15 protein-coding genes are annotated in these 18,308 nt (G+C 74.4%); 9 read left to right on the top strand and 6 right to left on the bottom strand.

Features of this window, described 5'->3' with window-relative positions; translation table 11 throughout:
• Nucleotides 1-4: 4 nt before the first annotated feature.
• From ACW62_RS06270 to ACW62_RS06290, 5 genes are all read left to right on the top strand, one after another.
• Nucleotides 5-472, top strand: coding sequence for an OsmC family protein (locus ACW62_RS06270; RefSeq protein WP_053203237.1), 468 nt, complete (start codon nucleotides 5-7; stop codon nucleotides 470-472).
• Nucleotides 469-1,464, top strand: a complete 996-nt coding sequence (locus ACW62_RS06275; protein WP_053203238.1) for an aminoglycoside phosphotransferase family protein — start codon at nucleotides 469-471, stop codon at nucleotides 1,462-1,464. Before ACW62_RS06270 ends, ACW62_RS06275 begins: the two co-directional genes overlap by 4 nt.
• A 5-nt stretch (nucleotides 1,465-1,469) precedes the next feature.
• Nucleotides 1,470-1,763 carry a UBP-type zinc finger domain-containing protein gene (locus tag ACW62_RS06280; RefSeq protein WP_053203239.1) on the top strand — a complete coding sequence of 98 codons (294 nt, stop codon included), beginning with the start codon at nucleotides 1,470-1,472 and terminating at the stop codon, nucleotides 1,761-1,763.
• 178 nt (nucleotides 1,764-1,941) lie between these two features.
• Nucleotides 1,942-4,224, top strand: a complete 2,283-nt coding sequence (locus ACW62_RS06285; protein WP_053203240.1) for a S1 family peptidase — start codon at nucleotides 1,942-1,944, stop codon at nucleotides 4,222-4,224.
• 318 nt (nucleotides 4,225-4,542) lie between these two features.
• A complete protein-coding gene (locus ACW62_RS06290) occupies nucleotides 4,543-6,855 on the top strand; it encodes an Ig-like domain-containing protein (RefSeq protein WP_157574445.1) in 2,313 nt (770 codons plus the stop codon).
• A gap of 129 nt (nucleotides 6,856-6,984) precedes the next feature.
• On the opposite strand, the gene ACW62_RS06295 is transcribed toward ACW62_RS06290, so the two are convergent.
• Nucleotides 6,985-8,256, bottom strand: a complete 1,272-nt coding sequence (locus ACW62_RS06295) for an ATP-binding protein (RefSeq protein ID WP_053203242.1) — start codon at nucleotides 8,254-8,256, stop codon at nucleotides 6,985-6,987.
• 122 nt (nucleotides 8,257-8,378) lie between these two features.
• Here ACW62_RS06295 and ACW62_RS06300 point away from each other — a divergent pair, with 122 nt between their 5' ends.
• Genes ACW62_RS06300 through ACW62_RS06310 form a run of 3 tightly spaced genes read left to right on the top strand, consistent with a single transcriptional unit; the run spans nucleotide 8,379 to nucleotide 11,668 of the window.
• Entirely contained in the window at nucleotides 8,379-9,650 is a 1,272-nt protein-coding gene (locus ACW62_RS06300) for an MFS transporter (RefSeq protein WP_053203243.1), read from the top strand.
• 9 nt (nucleotides 9,651-9,659) lie between these two features.
• On the top strand, nucleotides 9,660-10,595 hold the full coding sequence (locus tag ACW62_RS06305) for an aldose 1-epimerase (protein WP_053203244.1): 936 nt from the start codon (nucleotides 9,660-9,662) through the stop codon (nucleotides 10,593-10,595).
• A 14-nt stretch (nucleotides 10,596-10,609) separates the two neighbouring features.
• Complete coding sequence (locus tag ACW62_RS06310; RefSeq protein ID WP_053203245.1) at nucleotides 10,610-11,668, top strand: trans-sulfuration enzyme family protein; 1,059 nt, start codon at nucleotides 10,610-10,612, stop codon at nucleotides 11,666-11,668.
• On the opposite strand, the gene cydC is transcribed toward ACW62_RS06310, so the two are convergent.
• From cydC to ACW62_RS06330, 4 genes are read right to left on the bottom strand one after another with little or no spacing between them, the layout of a single operon-like run.
• Entirely contained in the window at nucleotides 11,652-13,388 is a 1,737-nt protein-coding gene (cydC, locus tag ACW62_RS06315) for a thiol reductant ABC exporter subunit CydC (RefSeq protein WP_053203246.1), read from the bottom strand. The two genes, ACW62_RS06310 and cydC, sit on opposite strands and share 17 nt — an antisense overlap.
• A complete protein-coding gene (cydD, locus tag ACW62_RS06320; protein WP_053203571.1) occupies nucleotides 13,388-15,073 on the bottom strand; it encodes a thiol reductant ABC exporter subunit CydD in 1,686 nt (561 codons plus the stop codon). Before cydD ends, cydC begins: the two co-directional genes overlap by 1 nt.
• Nucleotides 15,070-16,023 carry a cytochrome d ubiquinol oxidase subunit II gene (locus ACW62_RS06325; protein ID WP_053203247.1) on the bottom strand — a complete coding sequence of 318 codons (954 nt, stop codon included), beginning with the start codon at nucleotides 16,021-16,023 and terminating at the stop codon, nucleotides 15,070-15,072. Before ACW62_RS06325 ends, cydD begins: the two co-directional genes overlap by 4 nt.
• Nucleotide 16,024: 1 nt before the next feature.
• Nucleotides 16,025-17,230: a cytochrome ubiquinol oxidase subunit I gene (locus ACW62_RS06330; RefSeq protein WP_053203248.1), complete on the bottom strand. Its 1,206-nt coding sequence runs from the start codon at nucleotides 17,228-17,230 to the stop codon at nucleotides 16,025-16,027.
• A 72-nt stretch (nucleotides 17,231-17,302) separates the two neighbouring features.
• On the opposite strand from ACW62_RS06330, the gene ACW62_RS06335 reads away from it, so the two are divergent.
• Nucleotides 17,303-17,623: a PadR family transcriptional regulator gene (locus ACW62_RS06335; RefSeq protein ID WP_053203249.1), complete on the top strand. Its 321-nt coding sequence runs from the start codon at nucleotides 17,303-17,305 to the stop codon at nucleotides 17,621-17,623.
• Here ACW62_RS06335 and ACW62_RS06340 read toward each other — a convergent pair.
• On the bottom strand, nucleotides 17,555-18,262 hold the full coding sequence (locus ACW62_RS06340) for a permease prefix domain 1-containing protein (protein ID WP_053203250.1): 708 nt from the start codon (nucleotides 18,260-18,262) through the stop codon (nucleotides 17,555-17,557). The genes ACW62_RS06335 and ACW62_RS06340 overlap by 69 nt on opposite strands.
• Nucleotides 18,263-18,308 lie beyond the last annotated feature (46 nt).

Genomic DNA, 18,308 nt, shown 5'->3' on the forward strand with positions numbered 1-18,308 from the left:
GCCGATGACGAGGCACCAATACACGACGACGGTCCGCTGGACCGGCGACCAGGGCGCCGGCACCGCGTCGTACCGCGGCTACTCCCGCGCGCACGACGTCACCGCCGACGGCCGGCCGGTGCTGGCGGCCAGCTCGGACCCGGCGTTCCGCGGCGAGGCGGACCGCTGGAACCCGGAGCTGCTGTTCGTCGCCGCGCTCTCGGAATGCCACCTGTTGCAGTACCTGCACCTGTGCGCGGTGGCCGGCGTGGTCGTCACCGGCTACGAGGACACCGCCGGCGGGACCTTGGAGCTGACGCCCGACGGCGGCGGCGCGTTCACCGAGGTCGTGCTCCGCCCGGTCGTCACCGTCGCCGACGCGTCGATGGTGGAGCAGGCCGTGGCGCTGCACGAGCGGGCGCACGAGCTGTGCTTCCTGGCGTCGTCGGTGCGGATGCCGGTGCGGCACGAGCCCACGGTCACGGCCGGATGACGCCCGGAGAGCTACGTGAGCGGGTCCGCGCCGACTTCGGCGTCGTTCTCGACGAGGTGACGCCGATCGGCCACGGCGCCGACGCGGCGGCCGCGGTGTGGATGGCGCGAGCCGGCGACGCACGGTACGCGGTGAAGTGGACCGGCGGCGGGTCGGCGGCCGGGCTGCTGCTGCCGTCGCGGCTGGCCGAGCTGGGCGTCGGCGGCGTCCCGGCGCCGGTCCCGACGCTGGACGGCGGGCTGTGGTCCGAGCGCGGCGGGCGGCGGCTGTCGCTGCAGCCGTGGGTCGGCGACGCGCGGGCGGTCGACGCCGGCCTGACGCCGGAGCAGTGGACGGCGTACGGCGCGCTGCTCGCGCGGGTGCACGCGGTGCCGCCGGACGACGCCGTCGCGCGGCAGCTGCCGGTCGAGGAGCACCGGCCCGACGCGGTGCTGACGGCGACGGCGCACGTGACCGCGCGGCTGGCCGCCGGGGACGGCGGGCCGGGCGGCGCCGGCGACGACCTCGTGCGCGGGCTGGCCGCGGCGTGGCGCGACGGTGCGGAGCTGCTCGGCGCGCTGACGGCGCGGGCGGCCGTGCTGGGCGCCCGGCTGCGCGAGCGTCCGGCCCGTGCGGTGATCTGTCACACCGACTGCCACCTGGGCAACGTGCTTCTCGGCGCCGACGGCGCCGTCTGGCTGATCGACTGGGACGATGCGGCGCTGGCCCCGCCGGAGCGCGACCTGATGTTCGTCGTCGGCGGGCTGCCGGGGTACGCACCGGTCGGCGAACGCGAGCTGGGCTGGTTCACCGCGGGCTACGGCCCGGCCGGCGTCGACCCGGACCGGCTGGCCTACTACCGGGCGGTCCGCGCGCTGGGCGACCTCACCGAGTTCGCGGCCGAGCTGCTCGACCCGCCCGGCGACCGCGCCGGCCGTGAGTTCGCGCTCTCCGTCGTCCGTACCGAGCTGGCCGGCGCCGGGCTGGCCGCCCTCGCCGTCGTGAGAGCATGACGGCCATGAGGACCTGCACGCACCTCGACACCGTCGCCGAGGTGACGCCGTCGGGCACCGGCTGCGAAGAGTGCCTGCGCGTCGGCGGCCGCTGGGTGCACCTGCGCATGTGCATGGCCTGCGGGCACGTGGGCTGCTGCAACAGCTCGCCGGGCAAGCACGCCACGGCGCACGCGAACGAGCACTCCGACCACCCGATCATCCGGTCGTTCGAGCCGGGCGAGGACTGGTGGTACTGCTACGCCGACGAGCTCACCTTCGAGGTCGAGGGCCAGGCGCCGGCGCCGTCGCACCCGTGATGTCACCACCGGACGATGGCGGGTCGCCCATACGGGTGATTCCTGACACATCAACGGTTGGGCCGGCCTAGGCATTGGGTAGCCTCGGTCGGCGGAGCGGCCGGCCGGGCCGCTGATCAGCGATTCGACCGGTACATCCGGTTCGGGGGACTTCGGTCAGAGGGGAAACGGGACGCCGGTGGACGCAACGTCGCTCGGCCGCCGGTTGCTCGGCGTCGCCGCCGCCTTCGTCGTCGCCGGCGGTGTGCTGGCCACGGCCGGTCCCGCCACGGCCCTCGAGGTCGACACCACGCCGGCCGCGCCCGAGGTCCGGATGCGCGCCTATGACGCCGCCGACTTCGCCGACCAGGCCGTGCAGTTGCCGGCCGGGCTGACCGAGGCGATCCGGCGCGACCTCGGCCAGTCGCCCGAGGAGTACCTGGCGACGGCGGCGGCCGCGCGGCAGGCCGGCCGGGTCGTCGACTCGCTCGGCGACACCGTCCGGTCGGCGTGGCTGGACGGCCAGACGCTGCACGTCGCCGTCACCGGGCGCGGCGCCACGATCGCCGCCCGCAACGCCGGCGCGGAGGTGCAGGTCGGCGACGTCCTGGCCGACGCGCTCGCCGCGGCCCGTGCGCAGAACAAACTCGCCTACATCGACCGAGCGGCCGAGCGGGTCGTCGCCGTCGGCGCGGGCGTCCGGGGCGAACCGGTCCGCCAGGTGCGGCTGTCCGCGCGCTCGGACGAGCACGTCGGCGGCACCGGCGTCGCCGTCCGCGCCCCGCTGGCCGACTACCACTGCTCCGCCGCGTTCGCCGGCGCCGACGCCCACGGCTCGCCGCGGCTGCTGACCGCCGGTCACTGCGGCGTCGGCGCCGACGGCCCGTTCACCACCGGCGTCGACGCGGTGACGCCGGACGCGCCGCTGTCCACCGTCGAGCCGCTCGAATGGCCCGGCCTGATCGGCGACCCACTCGGCGAGTACGTCCAGGACAGCGTCACGTTCGGCGACGGCCACGACGCCGCCCTCATCTCCGTCGACGGCGACGTGCTGCCCGAGGTGGCCGGCTGGGGCCGGGACGCCGACGACACCGCGCTCGCCGTCCACGACTCCGCCCGCGCCCTGGCCGGTGCGCCGGTCTGCGCGGCCGGCGTCGCGTCCGGCTGGAACTGCGGGCGCATCCTCGACGCACGGACGACCGTGCCGGTGAGCGGCCAGGACGTCACCGGCTTCCTGTTCGACGCGTGCGTGCTGCCCGGCGACAGCGGTGGCGCGATCACCGCCGGGACGTACGCGCTCGGCCTGAGCTCGGGCTCGACCTGGCCCGGATCGACCTGCGCCGACGGCGACCCCGTCGCGGGCGGCGACGACCTCAGCGTCGGCTACGCCCTCACCGACGTCGAGGCGCTCTACGGCGCGGACTGGGACCTCGCGGTGCGCGTCGGCGCGCCCGAGGTCGCCGCGCCCGCCGACGACGCCCCCGCCGGACCGACGCCCACGTTCACCGGGACCGCCGACGCCGCCGCGGGCGCCGTCGTCACCGTCGAGATCGAGGACGGGCCGGAGCTGGAGGCGGAGGTCGGCGCGACCGGCCGGTGGAGCGCGCCGGTCGGCGGCGCGCTGGAGCCGGGCACGTACTCCTACACCGCGCGCACCACGCTGCGCCCCGCGACCGGCGACGACCCCGTCACGTCCGCGGAGACGACCGGCGAGTTCGAGGTCGCGGAGCGGGCCGGGCTCGGCGTGAGCTGGCCCGCACCCGGCCACGTCAGCCCGGACGGGCGGCTCGCCTTCGAGGGCACCGGCCAGTCCGGCGCCGCCGTGATCCTGACCGTCGGCGGCGAGGAGCTGGCCCGCACCACCGTCGGCGCCGACGGCACCTGGTCGCTGCGGGCCGACTCCGCCCGCCCGGCCGGCCGGTTCGACGCCGTGCTGACGCAGGAGGCGGACGACGCGGCCGCGGTGCAGCCGGGCGCGGGGACCACGGAGCCCGCCGCCGCCTCGGTCACCGTCGCCGGCGTCGGCGTCGCACCGGGCGCGCCGGTGGTGAGCACGCCGCGAGGCCGGATCGCCGCCACCGACGCGGGCGCCCTCAGCGGCGCCGGCGTCCCGGGCGCCGCCGTGTCCGTGCGCGTCGCCGACGCCGCCGCCGACGTGGCGGACGCGCCGGAGCTGACCACCGAGGCCGGCGCCGACGGCGCGTGGACGGTCCAGCTGGATGCCACGCTGCCCGCCGGGCGGCACGTCGTCGTCGCCACCCAGTCCGTCGACGACCTCACCTCCGAGCCGTCCGCCCCCGTCACCGTCGACGTGACGGCGACCGCCCGGTCGGCGGGCGGCCTCGACGGCCCCGCCGACCCCGCCTCCGACGGCGACGACGGACTGCCCGGTAGCGTGCTCGCCGCGGCAGCCGGAATCGTCCTCGCCGGTGTCGCCGTCGCCGGCGCCCTCGCCTGGCGCCGTCGCCGAACCGCCGGCTGACGCGGCCGCCACACCGCACCCGCCTCAGAGCGTCTGCCAACACACCCGCGACACGCGGGGCGACCTGCGCATCTCCTCGTGACACCAACGGTCAACGCGGTGGTTGTGCCCGAATTGCGACATTCACCACTTGAGCATTCAAATTTCTCGTCACACAGCGTGATGTCGGACATTCACCCTGATAGGTGCCGAGTACTTGAATATGCGGCAGAACGGTGCTGTAGGGTGACACAGGCTCCGGGGTGCCGTCGGCAGTTCCACCTCGCCGGCGGAGCACCGGTGCATTCCATGTCAATGACATTTCATTTTGGAGTTACTGTGAGCACAGCCCTGCTGCGCCGTCGTGGCGTCGCGAGGGTCTCCGGTGTGATGGGCGTCTGCGCTCTCGTGAGCGCGGGCGTCGTCATCACCTCCACGGCCGCATCGGCCGAGGAGGAGTCCGTCACCGGGACTCTGCAGACGTTCGCCACGGAGGCGTTCGCCCCCCAGGCCGATGAGCTCCCCACCGGCCTCGTGGAGGCCATCCAGCGCGACCTCGGCATCTCCGCCGAGGAGTACCTCGCCAACGCGGCGGCCGCCAAGGTCGCCGCTGACGTCGTCGCGGAGCTCGAGGCCGCCGGCGTGAACATCAACGCTTCTGCCATCAGCGGCCAGGACGTCACCATCTACGTCGAGGCCGAGGCCGATGTCGCCGCCGCCGAGGCGGTCGGCGCCACCGTCAAGGTCGGCGTCCCCGAGGTCCCCGACGGCCTTGAGCAGCAGGAGCTCTACGCCCAGGACGACTTCAAGGGCGGCTACGGCTACGCCACCGCCGACGACCCCGAGGCTCCGAGCGCGCTCTACCGCTGCTCGGCCGGCCTCAACGGCACCTCGGGCGGCAACCCCGTCAACTTCACCGCGGGCCACTGCGGCTACGAGTTCGACGAGGGCCACCCGATGTTCCACCTGCCGCTCGACGGCCCGCTGTTCGACAGCGACTCGTGGGTCGGCACCCCGGGCAACATGCCGCCGTTCCTCAGCGAGCCGCTGGGTGAGAACGGGCCGATGCACTTCGGCGCCGGCGAGGACGGCAACGACGGTGGTCTGCTCAACATCACCGAGCCGAGCTGGACCCCGGTCCCCCAGGTCGCGACCTGGGGCGGCGGCACGGAGGCTCCCGACGCCGGCGAGTCCGTGAACGTCTACGACTCCACCGACGCCATCGCGGGCCAGCCGGCCTGCAAGTCCGGCGCCACGTCGGGCTGGACCTGCGGCGAGGTCCTCTACGCCGAGGACACCGTCCAGCTGAGCACCGAAGAGACCGTCACGGCGTTCATCTTCACCGCCTGCATGCTGTCCGGTGACAGCGGTGGCGCGATCGTCTCGGGCAACTACGCCCTGGGCGTCGACTCGTTCTCCACCGCGGCCACCACGGCCACCTGCGACTCCAGCAACTGGGACCCGGCGACGGACTACGACCCGGCCGAAGGCTTCGACGGTGACATCGGCGGCGGCTTCGCCGTCACCAGCGGCTCGGCCAACGCCGAGACCCTGTTCGGCGACGCCTACAGCCTGTCGATCCACGTCGGCACGCCGGCCGTCACCTCGCCGGAGGACGGCGCCACCACCGGCCAGACGCCGACCATCTCGGGTTCGATCGACGCCGCCGAGGGCGCCACGGTCACCGTGGCGATCGAGGACGGCCCGACCGTCGAGGGCACCGTCGGCGCCGATGGCGCCTGGAGCGCCAAGGTCGACGAGGCGCTCGCGCCTGGCACGTACAACTACACCGCCACCGCTTCGCACACCGCGAACGGTGCGTCCGACGTCACCACCGGTGGCGAGACGACGGGCAGCTTCGAGGTCGTCGAGAAGCAGGTCGAGGACCTCGCGGTCGACGCCCCGACCGAGGGCCAGACCACCGGCGACGCCCGTCCGCCCTTCTCCGGCACCGGCCAGCCCGGCGCCACCGTCGCCCTGACGGTCGGCGACGCCGAGTTCGGCTCCGCCGAGGTCGGCGAGGACGGCTCCTGGACGATCGCCCCGGAGAGCGACCTGCCGGTCGGCGTGCGCTTCGACGCCGTCGTCACGCAGACCTTCGAGGACGACACCCAGAAGGTCACGGTCGCCGGCCTCGGCATCGAGGCCGCCGCCGTCACCGTCACGGCTCCGGAGGACGGCTCGACCGTCGCCGGTGACGTGAACTTCGAGGGCACCTCGTTCGCCGGCGCCGACATCGGCCTGCTGCTCGAGGAGGCTGCCGACGCCGCTGGCGACGACGCGCAGCCGCGCCTGGGCCTGCGTGCCGAGGGCCAGGACGACGTCGAGGAGTGGGCCGGCGAGTTCGCGACCGACGACGCCGGCAACTGGACGTTCGACCCCGCCGAGGACCTGCCGGAGGGTGAGTACACCATCACCGCTCAGGCGAGCCTCGAGGGCGGCGACCCCGAGCTGTCCAGCTCCGAGGCCGTGGCCTCCTTCACCGTGTCCAACGGTGACGGCGGCGACAACGGCAACGGCGAGGACGGTGACGAGGACCTCCCCGACACCGGTTCGTCCGGCACCACCTGGATGGTCGTCGGCGGCATCGCGCTGCTGCTGGCCGGCGGCGCCGCGGTGGCCGTTCGCGCCCGCCGCAACACCACCGCCTGATCACCAGGTAGCTAGCACCAGCTGAACCGAGTGGCCCCGGCCCCCGCCTCGTGCGGGGGCCGGGGCCACTCGTTGTTACGGCATCGTGATGTGACCCGCCTCGGTCACGCTGGGTGACGGCGACCCTTCTCAGGGACCGAGCAACGACGCGGGCACCACCGCGATGCCATCGGGCCGACGGTAGGCGTGGCCTCCCGTCGTGACGACGGCGGCATCGGCGACGGTGGCCCCCAATACCGACCGGAGCCAGTTCAGATGGACGACATCTCGGTCGTCGACCGTGCGGGCGACCTTGGCCTCCAACGCCACGATGCGACCGTCCGGCCCGACGATGACGAAGTCCACCTCGTGGTCACCGTTGCGGGTCCGCAGATGGTGGACGCGCGCCTCGGCGGCCTGGGCATACACCCGCAGGCTGAGCGCCACCAGCGACTCGAACAGCGGACCGGTCATGGCCCGGCGCAGGCCGGCCGAGCCGACGGGCGTCGCGGACAGCAGGGCCGTTTCGTCGAGGTCGAGCAGCCGTGCCGCCAGCGCAGGATCGGCGAGGTGGTGTTTCGGCGCCTGCGCCAGCCGGGTCGCCGGGTTGTCGACCGGCAACCATGCCGGCAGCGGATCCAGCAACCACAGCTGCTCGAGCACGTCCCGGTACACGATCGTGGTGGTCTTGGCCGGCTTGTCCGACTCACCGGCGGTGGCGGCGTCGAGCACGGAGTTGTAGGACGCGCTGCTGGCGGTGGCCGCCGCATAAGCTGCGAGCCAGGCGCGGAGCGTGGCCGGACGGCGCACGCGGTGCCCCTGCTCGGCGAAGTCGTGCTCGACGACGCGCGTGAGGTATCCGTCGAGCTGCGCCCTCCGCGGGCGCGGGGCCAGCTGCCGGATTCCGGGGAACCCCGACCTGAGAATCTCCTCGACGTAGGCCGGCAGATCGAGGGTCGCATCGCCCGCGATCGCGCCGGGTGTCCCCGCCAGCAGTGCGGCAAGACTCACCGTCGGGCGGTCCGGCCCACGTTCCGCAAGGCTCATCGGTCGCATCCTGACCTGCACGATGCGACCGGCGCCGGAGTGCACGGGAGCCTCTGCCGGCGCCGCACTCCCGGTGAGCAGGAAGCGGCCGGGTCGCCCGTCGCGGTCGACCGATCGGCGGACGAGATCCCAGACCGGTGGATATCGCTGCCACTCGTCCACCAGCAGTGTGCCGCCGACCCGATCGATGCGAGTCGGATCGGCGGCGACCAGCCGGCGTAGGTCCGGATCGTCCAGGGCCAGCCCTTCGGCGGCTCGTCGCCGCGCCGTCGCCGTCTTGCCCACGGCCTTCGGCCCTTCGACGGCGACGGCGGGCAGGCCTTGGAGGAACTCGTCGAGCTGGGCATCGACGATGCGGGGCAGGTACTGAGCCACCTTGCCAAGCTACCGTCAGCAGGCGTTCTACGCTACCGTTCGCAGACCACCTGCCCTACCGTTCGCAGGCCGTAAGGCGGCCTGGTGCGATGACGACATCGACGCGCTGGAAGGATGTCCAGGTGCGCCGGCTGCTGTTGGACCTTACGCCGCTCAAGGTCAGTGTCCCGTATCGCCGGCTCTGGATCGGCATCACGCTGTCCGGCATCGGCACCCACCTGACCACCGTCGCCGTCGGGTTGCAGGTGTACGACCTGACCGGGTCGACGTTCCGGGTGGGGCTGGTCGGGTTGTTCGCGCTGGCGCCGCTGGTGGCGCTGGGCCTCTACGGCGGGGCGATCGTCGACGCGTACGACCGGCGGCGGGTGGTGATCGTCAGCTCGGCCGGCCTGCTGGCGGTGGCGACCGGGTTCGCGGTTCAGGCGTGGCTGGACCTCGGGAACGTGTGGCTGCTGTACGCGCTGGTCGCGGTGCAGAACGGGTTCTTCGCGGTGAACTCGCCCGCGCGGACGGCGATCATCCCGCGGCTGCTGCCCGGCCCGCTGCTGCCGGCGGCAAACGCGCTGGGCAGCATGTCGATGAGCTTCGGCCTGACGATCGGGCCGCTGCTGGCGGGCGTGCTGATCGACTCGGTCGGCTACGGCTGGACGTACAGCATCGAGGCGGTGCTGCTGACGTTCGCGCTGACGACGCTGCTGGCGCTGCCGCCGATGCCACCGCAGGGGACGGTGCGCCGGGCCGGGCTGCGGTCGGTGCTGGAGGGCCTGTCGTACCTGCGGACCCGGCCGAACGTGCGCATGACGTTCCTGGTGGACCTGTGCGCGATGGTGCTGGCGATGCCGCGGGTGCTGTTCCCGGCGGTCGCGGCGGCGGTGCTGGGCGGCGGGCCGACGACGGTGGGCATCCTGGTGGCCGGGATGGCGGTCGGCGCGTTCCTGGCGGGGCTGTTCTCCGGGCCGCTGGGGCACGTGCGCCGGCAGGGCCTCGCCGTGGTGGTGGCGATCATCGCGTGGGCGCTGGCGGTGGTCGCGTTCGGCCTGGTGCTGCTCGTCGTCAGCGGCCCGGAGGACGGCGTCGTGCACTGGGCGCTGTGGCCGGCGGCGTTCTGCATGGTGCTGGCCGGCGCCGCCGACACCGTCAGCGCGGTGTTCCGGATGACGATCCTGCAGGCGGCCACGCCGGACGAGCTGCGCGGGCGGCTGCAGGGCGTGTTCATCGTCGTGGTGGCCGGCGGGCCGCGGCTGGGCGACCTCGTGCTCGGCTCACTGGCCGAGCTCAGCGGCGAGGCGTGGGCGGCAGTGCTGGGCGGGCTGGCCTGCGTCGCGATCGTCAGCGCGCTGGCGGTGACGCAGCGCCGGTTCCTCCGCTACGACGCCCGGCACCCCGAGCCCTAAGGTGACCGGGTGAGCGAACCGAACGTGTCGACGCACCGCGGCTGGGAGATCGTCCACCTCACGTCCGACGAGCTGAGCGTCGACGTCGTGCCGGGCAAGGGCGGCGACGTCACGTCGGTGCGCTGGCGCCCGCTCGACGTCGAGGTGATGTGGCGGACCCGGTGGGGGCTGCGCCCGCGCGGCGAGCACGTCACGACCGGCAGCAGCGAGGCGCTGCTCATGCAGGCCTACCCGGGCGGCTGGCAGACGGTGTTCCCGAACGCGGGCGCGCCGAGCCGGGAACACGGCGTCGAGTGGGGCATGCACGGCGAGGCCTGGCTGGCCTCCTACGACTGGACGGCGACCGGCCCGGCCGCCGTCGAGCTGCGCACCGACCTCGTCCGCAGCCCGTTCTCCCTCGTCAAGCGCATCGAGGTCGACGGGCCCGCGGTCACGGTGACGGAGACGGCAGGCAACGACGGCGCCGAGCCGGTCGAGGTGATGTGGAGCCAGCACCCGGCGTTCGGCGCGCCGCTGGTCGGCCCGGCGACGCGGGTCGAGGCGGCCGCGCGGACGATCTGGCTGGACCCCACGACGCCCGCGGCGTGGCCCGGCGACGGGTTCGATCGCGTCCCCGCGCCGGGGTCCGGGGTCAGCCGGCTGGCGTTCCTGTCCGACTTCACCGAGGGCCGGGCCGGCATCGTCAACGACGAGCTGGGGCTGCGGGCCGACCTCACCTGGGACACCGCGCTGATGCCGCACGCGTGGTACTGGCTGGAGGCGGGTGGGCGGGCCGGCTTCCCGTGGTACTCGGGTGCGTACGTGCTCGCGTTGGAACCCGCGACCAGCTGGCCCGACGCCGGGGTGGCGGGCGTGCGGTCGACGACGGGGACGCAGGTCACCATCGCTCCGGGCGAGGAGCGCACGGCGACGGTGACGCTGACACTCGGGCCCACGGCGACGTGACCGATACTGGCGGCATGTCGCACTCCCCCGCCACGCGTGTCGTCACCACCGGCCGTCCCGCCCGCGCGGCCGACGCCGCGTTGAACGAGCCGGTCACGTTCGCCTCGACGTTCCACGCCGGCGGCAACGTCGGCTACGGCCGCTACGGCAACCCGACGTGGACGGCGCTGGAGTCGGCGCTCGGCGACCTCGAGGGCGGCCGCGCGCTCGCGTACGCGTCCGGCCTGGCCGCCTCCGACGCCGTCATGTCGCTGCTGCCGGAGGGCGCCGTCGTCGTCGCGCCCGACTGCGCGTACCTCGGCGTGCTGGACCTGCTGCGCGAGCGGGCCACGCAGGGGCGGCTGACGCTGCGGCAGGTGGCGGTCACCGACGCCGACGGCATCGCCGCGGCGGCGAAGGGCGCGGCGATGGTGTGGCTGGAGTCGCCGACCAACCCGAACCTCGACGTCGCCGACATCGCGGCGGCGGCCACGGCGGCCCGCGCGGCCGGCGCGCTCACCGTCGTCGACAACACGTTCGCGACGCCGCTGCTGCAGCGGCCGCTGGAGCTGGGCGCCGACATCGCCGTGCACAGCGTCACCAAGCTGCTGGCCGGCCACTCCGACGTCGTGCTCGGCGCGGTCGTGACGGCCGACGACACCCTGTACGACCGCCTCGACGCGCACCGCCGGCTGCACGGCGCGATCCCCGGCCCGATGGAGGCCTACCTCGCCGTGCGCGGGCTGCGGACGCTGTCGGTGCGGCTGGAGCGGGCCCAGGCCAACGCGACGGAGCTGGCGTCGCGGCTGCGCGCGCACCCGGCCGTGAACGTCGTGCGCTACCCCGGCTCCGGGACGATGTGCTCGATCGAGGTGGCCGGCGGCGCGGCCGGCGCCGACGCCGTGGTCGCGGCGGTCCAGTTGTGGGTGCACTCGACCAGCCTCGGCGGCGTCGAATCGTCGCTGGAGCGGCGGCGGCGCTGGCCCACCGAGAGCCCGGCGGTCGACGAGTCGCTGCTCCGGCTGTCCGTCGGCATCGAGGACGTCGAGGACCTCTGGGACGATCTGTCCCGCGCGCTCACGTCGGCGAGCTGACCGGCCGCGACGCCCACCACAGGTCCTGGTAGGCGCCGTCGGCGGCGACCAGCTCGGCGTGGGTGCCGCGCTGCACGACCCGCCCGGCGTCCATCACCACGATCTCGTCGACGGCGTCCAGCCCGGCCAGGCGGTGGGTGACGACGACCGTCGTACGGCCACGGGTGGAGGCGAGCAGGTCGGTCATGAGGTCGTCGGCGGTGCGCGGGTCGAGGCCCTCGGTCGGCTCGTCCAGCAGCACGACCGGCGGGTCGAACAGCAGCGCCCGGGCCAGCGCCAGCCGCTGCCGCTGGCCGCCGGAGACCTGCCCGCCGGACTCGCCGACCATGGTGTCCAGCCCGCCCGGCAGCGACTCGACCCAGTCGCGCAGCCGGGCCGTCCCCAGCGCGGCCAGCAGGTCGTCGTCGGACGCGTCCGGCCGGGCGAGGCGCAGGTTCTCGCGGATCGACGTGTGGAACAGGTGCGCGTCCTGGGTGACGCCGGTGATGACGGCGCGCACGTCGTCGCCGTCGTAGTCCTGCATCGGACTGCCGTTCAGCAGCACGGTCCCGGCCGACGGCTCGATGAAGCGCATCAGGCAGGCCAGCAGCGTGCTCTTGCCGGATCCACTGGCCCCGACGACGGCGACCCGCCGGCCCGGCGTCAACGTGAGGTCCACGCCGTCGACCGCGTCGACGTCGGCGCCCGGGTAGCGGACGGAGACCCCGTGCAGCGCCACCGTCACCGGCCCGGACGGCGCCGGCAGCGCGGACGCGCCGGGCTCGGCCACCGGCGCCGGGGTGTCCAGCACGGCGAGCACCCGGCGCAGCGCCGACCGCGCCTCCAGCAGCCGCTGCACGGCCGGCACCAACGGCAGCACCGGCTCGAACGAGATCAGGGCGACCAGCGCGACCACCGGCACCATGACCCCGGCCAGCCCGCCGTCGTGGCGCGCGCCCAGCGCCAGCACCGTCACCGCGACCGTCGTCAGGCCCTGCACCAGCATCGCCGCGGCCCCGGCGAGCGCCGTCGTCAGCGCGGTGCGCCGCTCCAGCCGGGCCAGCCGCTCGCTGGCCCGCTCCGCGTCGGCCAGCGCCGTCGCCGTGGCGCCGAACACCGCGAGGTCGGCGCTGCCCTGCAGCAGGTCGGTGTGGTGCGCGGCCAGCTCGGCCCGGGTCGGCGCCAGCCGCCGGGCGGTGCGCCGCTCCGTCGCCACCACGAGCAGCGGGACGACCAGCCCGGCCAGCACCAGCCCGGCCGCCAGCACGACGGCCGCGGACGGCAGCACGACGGCGGAGAACCCGATGGCGACCCCGGCCACCACGATCGCGGTGCTCACCGGCACCAGCACCCGCACGACGAGGTCCTGCACGGCCTCGACGTCGGACACCATGCGGCTGAGCAGGTCGGAACTGCGGTAGGCGGGCAACCCGGACGGCGCCAGCGGCACCAGCGCGTCGTAGACCCTTCCACGCAGCGTCGCCAGGGCCCGCAGGGCGGCGTCGTGGCTGGCCAGCCGTTCGGCGTAGCGGAACACGCCGCGGCCGGTCGCGAACCCGCGGACACCGACGATGGCCAGCGACAACGCGGCCAGCGGCGGCTGTTCGGCGGCCCGGGCCAGCAGCCAGGCGGCGGTGCCCATCAGCGCCAGCGCGGCCAGCTCGGTCGCCACCGACGCCGACACCGCGACCAGCAATCGGCCCACATGAGCCCGGAGCAGACCCGCCAGCCGCCGCACCATCAGCCCACCTCCGCGGGCGTCGGCCCGGCGATGCGGCCGCGCTCCAGCGTCACGACACGGCCGGCGTCGAGGACCATCGCCGGGCGGTGCGCGACCACCAGCACCGTCCGGCCGGACATCAGCCGCGCGGTCGCCTCGACGACGACGGCCTCGCTCCCGGCATCGAGCCCGGCGGTCGGCTCGTCCAGCAGCAGCAACGGGGCGTCGCGCAGGAACGCGCGGGCCAAAGCGACGCGCTGGCGCTGCCCGGCGGACAGCCCGGCGCCGCGCTCGCCCAGCGGCGTCTCGTAGCCGCGCGGCAGCCGGCGGACGAACTCGTCGGCGTGCGCCAGCGTGGCGGCCCGCACGACCTCGTCGTCGGTGGCGCCGGGGCGGCCGAGCCGGATGTTCTCGGCGACGGTGCGGGCGAACAGGTGCGGCCGCTGCGGAACCCAGGCCAGCTGCCGCCGCCAGTCCTCCGGGTCGGACGCCGCGAGGTCGACGCCGCCGGCCAGCACCCGCCCGGACGTCGGCGGCACCAGCCCGAGCAGCACGTTCACCAGTGTGCTCTTGCCCGCGCCGCTGGGCCCGACCAGCGCGACCCGCTCACCCGGGGCGACGGCGAGCGTGACGGCGTCGAGCGCGGCCTCGTCGCGGCCGGGATAGCGCACCGTGACGCCCTCGAACCGGATGCCACCGGCGGCGTCGGGCGCGACGGCCCCGGCGACGGTCACCCGCGCCGGGCGCCCGTCCTCGGCGTCGACCACCGCGAAGCAGCGCTCCGCGACGGCCAGCCCTTCGGTGCTCGCGTGGAACTGCGAACCGAGCGCCCGCAGCGGCAGGTACGCCTCGGGCGCGAGCAGCAGCACCAGCAGCGCCGTCTCCAGCCCGAGCCCGCCGTTGAGCGTCCGCAGCCCGATCGGCACCGCGACCAGCGCGACGGACAGCGTCGCGACCAGCTCCAGCACCAGCGACGAGAGGAACGCGATGCGCAGCGTGCCCATGGTGGCCGAGCGGTGCTCGTCGGCGATACGGCGGACCTGCTCGGCCTGCGCCTTGGCCCGGCCGAACGCGCGCAGCGTCGGCAGCCCGGCGACGACGTCGAGGAAGTGCCCGCCGAGCCGCTCCAGCGCCCGCCACTGCCGCTCGGTGGCCCGCTTCGTCGACATGCCGACCAGCGCGCCGAAGATCGGGATCAGCGGCAGCGTGACCAGGATGATCACCGCGGACGCGAGATCGGCGACGGCGATGCGCACCAGCACCGCGAGCGGGATGACCGCCGCCAGGAACAGCTGTGGGAAATAGCCGGTGAACCACGGGTCCAGCGCGTCGAGGCCGCGGCCGAGCGTCGTCGTCAGGCCGCCGGTGTGCTGGCCGGACAGCCAGCCCGGGCCCAGCTCCTGGGTGCGCCGCAGCACCCGCCGCCGCAGCGTGGCCTTCACCGACGCCGCGGCCCGCTGCGCCAGCGCCTGCTGCGCCCACGACAACCCGGCCCGGACCGCGAACACGCCGGCCAGCAGCGCCAGCGTCGCGGCGAGCGAGCCCGCGGACGGCCCGTCGAGGACGCCGTCGGCGAGCAGCCGGGCCAGCAGTTCGGCCTGCACCAGGATCGCGACGGCCGCCGCCACCGCCAGCAGGGTGAAGGCGGCGGCGACGACGCGGTAGCCGGGCAGTCCGGCCAGCAGCCGGCGGGCGAGCTGACTCAGAAGAACACCGCCGATCCGACGCCGACGCGGTGCCGGAACGTCCACCACATCCACGCCTGGACGGCGAGCAGGACCGGGACCAGCGGGGCGACGACGACCGCCAGCAGGTCGAGGGTGCCGGACGTGGCGAGGCCGTCGAGCAGCCGCGGCGCCGACGCGACGCCCGCGGCCAGCACCGGCGCGGCCGCGGCGACGGCGGTGCAGACGTAGGCCCAGCCGTCGCGCCCACGCTCGTACAGCCGCAGCGCCAGCAGCACGGCCGCGGCGGCGGCGACGCCCAGCACGGCGGCCGGCAGCGGCCGGTCGAGGCCGGCGCCGAACACGGGCGTGGCGACGGCGACGGCCGCCAGCAGCGCCAGCGCGGCCATACCGGACCGGCGCACCGTGACGGCGGTGCGCGTACGGTGCCCAGGCGGCAGCCGCAGCGCGGCGAACACCGCGCCGTGCAGCGTGAACACGGCGACCACGACGGCCCCCCACAACAGTGAATACGGCCCGAACAGTGTCTCAACCCCTGGCCGCCCGTCCGTCGGCACCCCCTGGACGACATTTCCGAGCAGTAGCCCCCAGGCGAACGGCATGGTCGTGCTGGCCACCACGACGACCCGCTCCCAGCCGCGCCGCCACGACGGCGACGGACGCCGGCTGCGGAACCAGATGCCGATGTCGCGCAGGATCCACGACGCCACCAGCCCGACGACCACCGGGTAGTAGGCGGACAGCAGATCCTTCTCCAGCCCGGGGAACGCGCCGATCAGGATGCCGAACGTCGCGACCAGCCATACCTCGCCGCCGAGCAGGAACGGCCCGAGCGCGGTCAGCAGCAGCCGCCGCTCCGGCCCGTCGCGCCCGATGCGACGCAGCGACGCGCCCAGCCCGAGGACGGCGCCGTCGAGCACCGACCAGCCGGTGACCAGCAGCCCGAGCAGGCCCAGCCAGAGCACGTCCATCTCAATCCTTCCCCGCGAGCACGAACTCGGGCTCCTCGCGGCCGATGCCGTCGGAGCCGAGCACGAGGTCGTGCGGGCCGCGCCTGGCCAGCCGGGCGATCAGCCACCAGTCCAGCACTGCCAGCGTCGCGAACAGCAGGCCGAACAGCACGAGGCTGGTCAGCACGGTGCCGGCCGCATGATCGGAGACCGCCTCGGCCGTGGTCAGCTCGCCGTAGACGACCCACGGCTGCCGGCCCACCTCGCGCAGCAGCCAGCCGCAGGCCACCACCACGAACGGCCAGGGCAGCGTCCACACGTAGAACCGGTGCCAGAACCGGCGCAGCCAGGCCGGCCGCGCACGGTCGAACGCGTTCTTGATCAGGAAGAACGCCAGCCCGAAGAAGATCATCATGTACAGCGTGCCGCTGATCTCCATCAGCGGCCACGCGAACGAGACCCAGTGGCCGCCGTCGAAGACCTGCGACTTCTCGTCGGTGAGGTAGCCGAACTGGGCGTACCCGTTGCCGACGGCGAACACCGACGACACCGCGCCCACGACGACCGCGACCCGCAGCGAACGCCGGAAGAAGTCGACGTCGGGGGTGCCGCGCAGGAAGTGCCACGAGCAGATCCCGACCATGACGACGCTGCCGGTCAGCAGGCAGACCGGGACGATGTGCAGCAGCGCGCCGACGGCCTGCGGGTTGGTCAGCAGCGCGCCGAAGTCGTCGATGCGGGCGACGCCGTTCTCGACGACATGGCCGACCGGATCCTGCAGGAACCCGTTGGCGACCATGACCCAGTACGCCGACAGGTACGCCGTCAGCACGACCAGCCAGATCAGCGTCGTGTGCACCCAGCGGTTCAGCCGCCCCCAGCCGAAGATCCACATGCCGAGGAAGGTCGACTCCAGGAAGAACGCGACCAGTGTCTCGGTGGCCAGCGGCGCGCCGAACACGTCGCCGGCGAACGTCATGAGACCGCTCCAGTGCAGGCCGAACTGGAACTCCATGGCCAGCCCGACGACGATGCCCATGGCGTAGTTGACGATGTAGAGCTGGCCCCAGAACCGCGTCAGCCGCTCGTGGATCTCCTTCCCGGTGACGGCCCAGCGGGTCTGGAGGAACGCCACGATCGGCGCCAGCCCGAGCGTGAGCACCACGAACAGGAAGTGGAAGATCGCCGTCAGCGCGAACTGCAGCCGCGACAGGTCCAGCACGCTCAATTCTCGCACCTCCCGCGTAGATTCGGCTGTCTACATGTAGGCACGCTACATGATGATGCGTAGACTACCGACATGAAGGCCGACGCCCTCCGCGGCAACCTCGACGCGCTGATCCTCGCCGTCGTGCGCGACCGGCCGCTGCACGGCTACGGCGTCTCCGAGGCGCTGCACGAGCGCAGCGACGGCGCCGTCGACCTCCCCACGGGCACGCTCTACCCCGCGCTGCGCCGGCTGGAGCGGCTGGGCTACCTGCGCAGCTCCTGGGACACCGTCGGCGGCCGCAAGCGGCGCACGTACGAGATCACCCGCGGCGGCAGGGCCTACCTAGCCGCGCAGCAGCAGGCCTGGAGCGAGATGAGCAGCGTCATGAACGCCATCCTGGGCCCGGCGTGACGTCAGCCGCAGGCAGCTCACCGCCAGCCAGCTGATCCACAGCGTCGACCCCACCGAGAGCAGCGACATCGCCACCAGCTCCGGCCCGTCCCACACCGCCATGCTGGCCGGCGCGAACGCGCTCAGCAGCGCGCCGCTGACGACGTGCAGGACGACGTCGACGAGCGTCACGACGGCCATCACCCGCACCACGCGACGCGTGGGCAGCAGCCGGGCGCCGCGCCCCAGCGCCAGCACCGCGACGGCGGCCAGCGCCATGAACGCGAAGCTGGAGAGGTCGACGGCGCGCGACAGCATGCCGTACCACGGCGCCGGCTCCGGCCAGCCCTGCGCCGCGGCCGCCGTGGTCCACGTATAGGTGGCCAGCGCGAACTGCACGGAGCCGAGGACGACGACCAGCCCGGCCAGGTAGCGCGCGGCCACGGCCGCCAGCTCGGTGCGCAGGTCGGCCGCGACCACCTCGACCGGCCCGAACTCCTCGACGGCCAGCCGCTGCGCCTCGGGGTCGGAGGCGCCGGCCGCCCGGTGCGCGTCGGCGGCGTCGAGCAGGCCGTCGCGCAGTTCGCGGAGCATGCCGCGCCGGGGCAGCAGCGGTCCGCGCACCTCGCGGCGCAACTGGGCCACGTACTGGTCGATCACTCGGGCACCCCCAGGGTTCGCCGCCAGCGTAACGGCCGTGCGGGAC

This window comes from Jiangella muralis (genome assembly GCF_001270745.1).
Taxonomy (GTDB): domain Bacteria; phylum Actinomycetota; class Actinomycetes; order Jiangellales; family Jiangellaceae; genus Jiangella; species Jiangella muralis.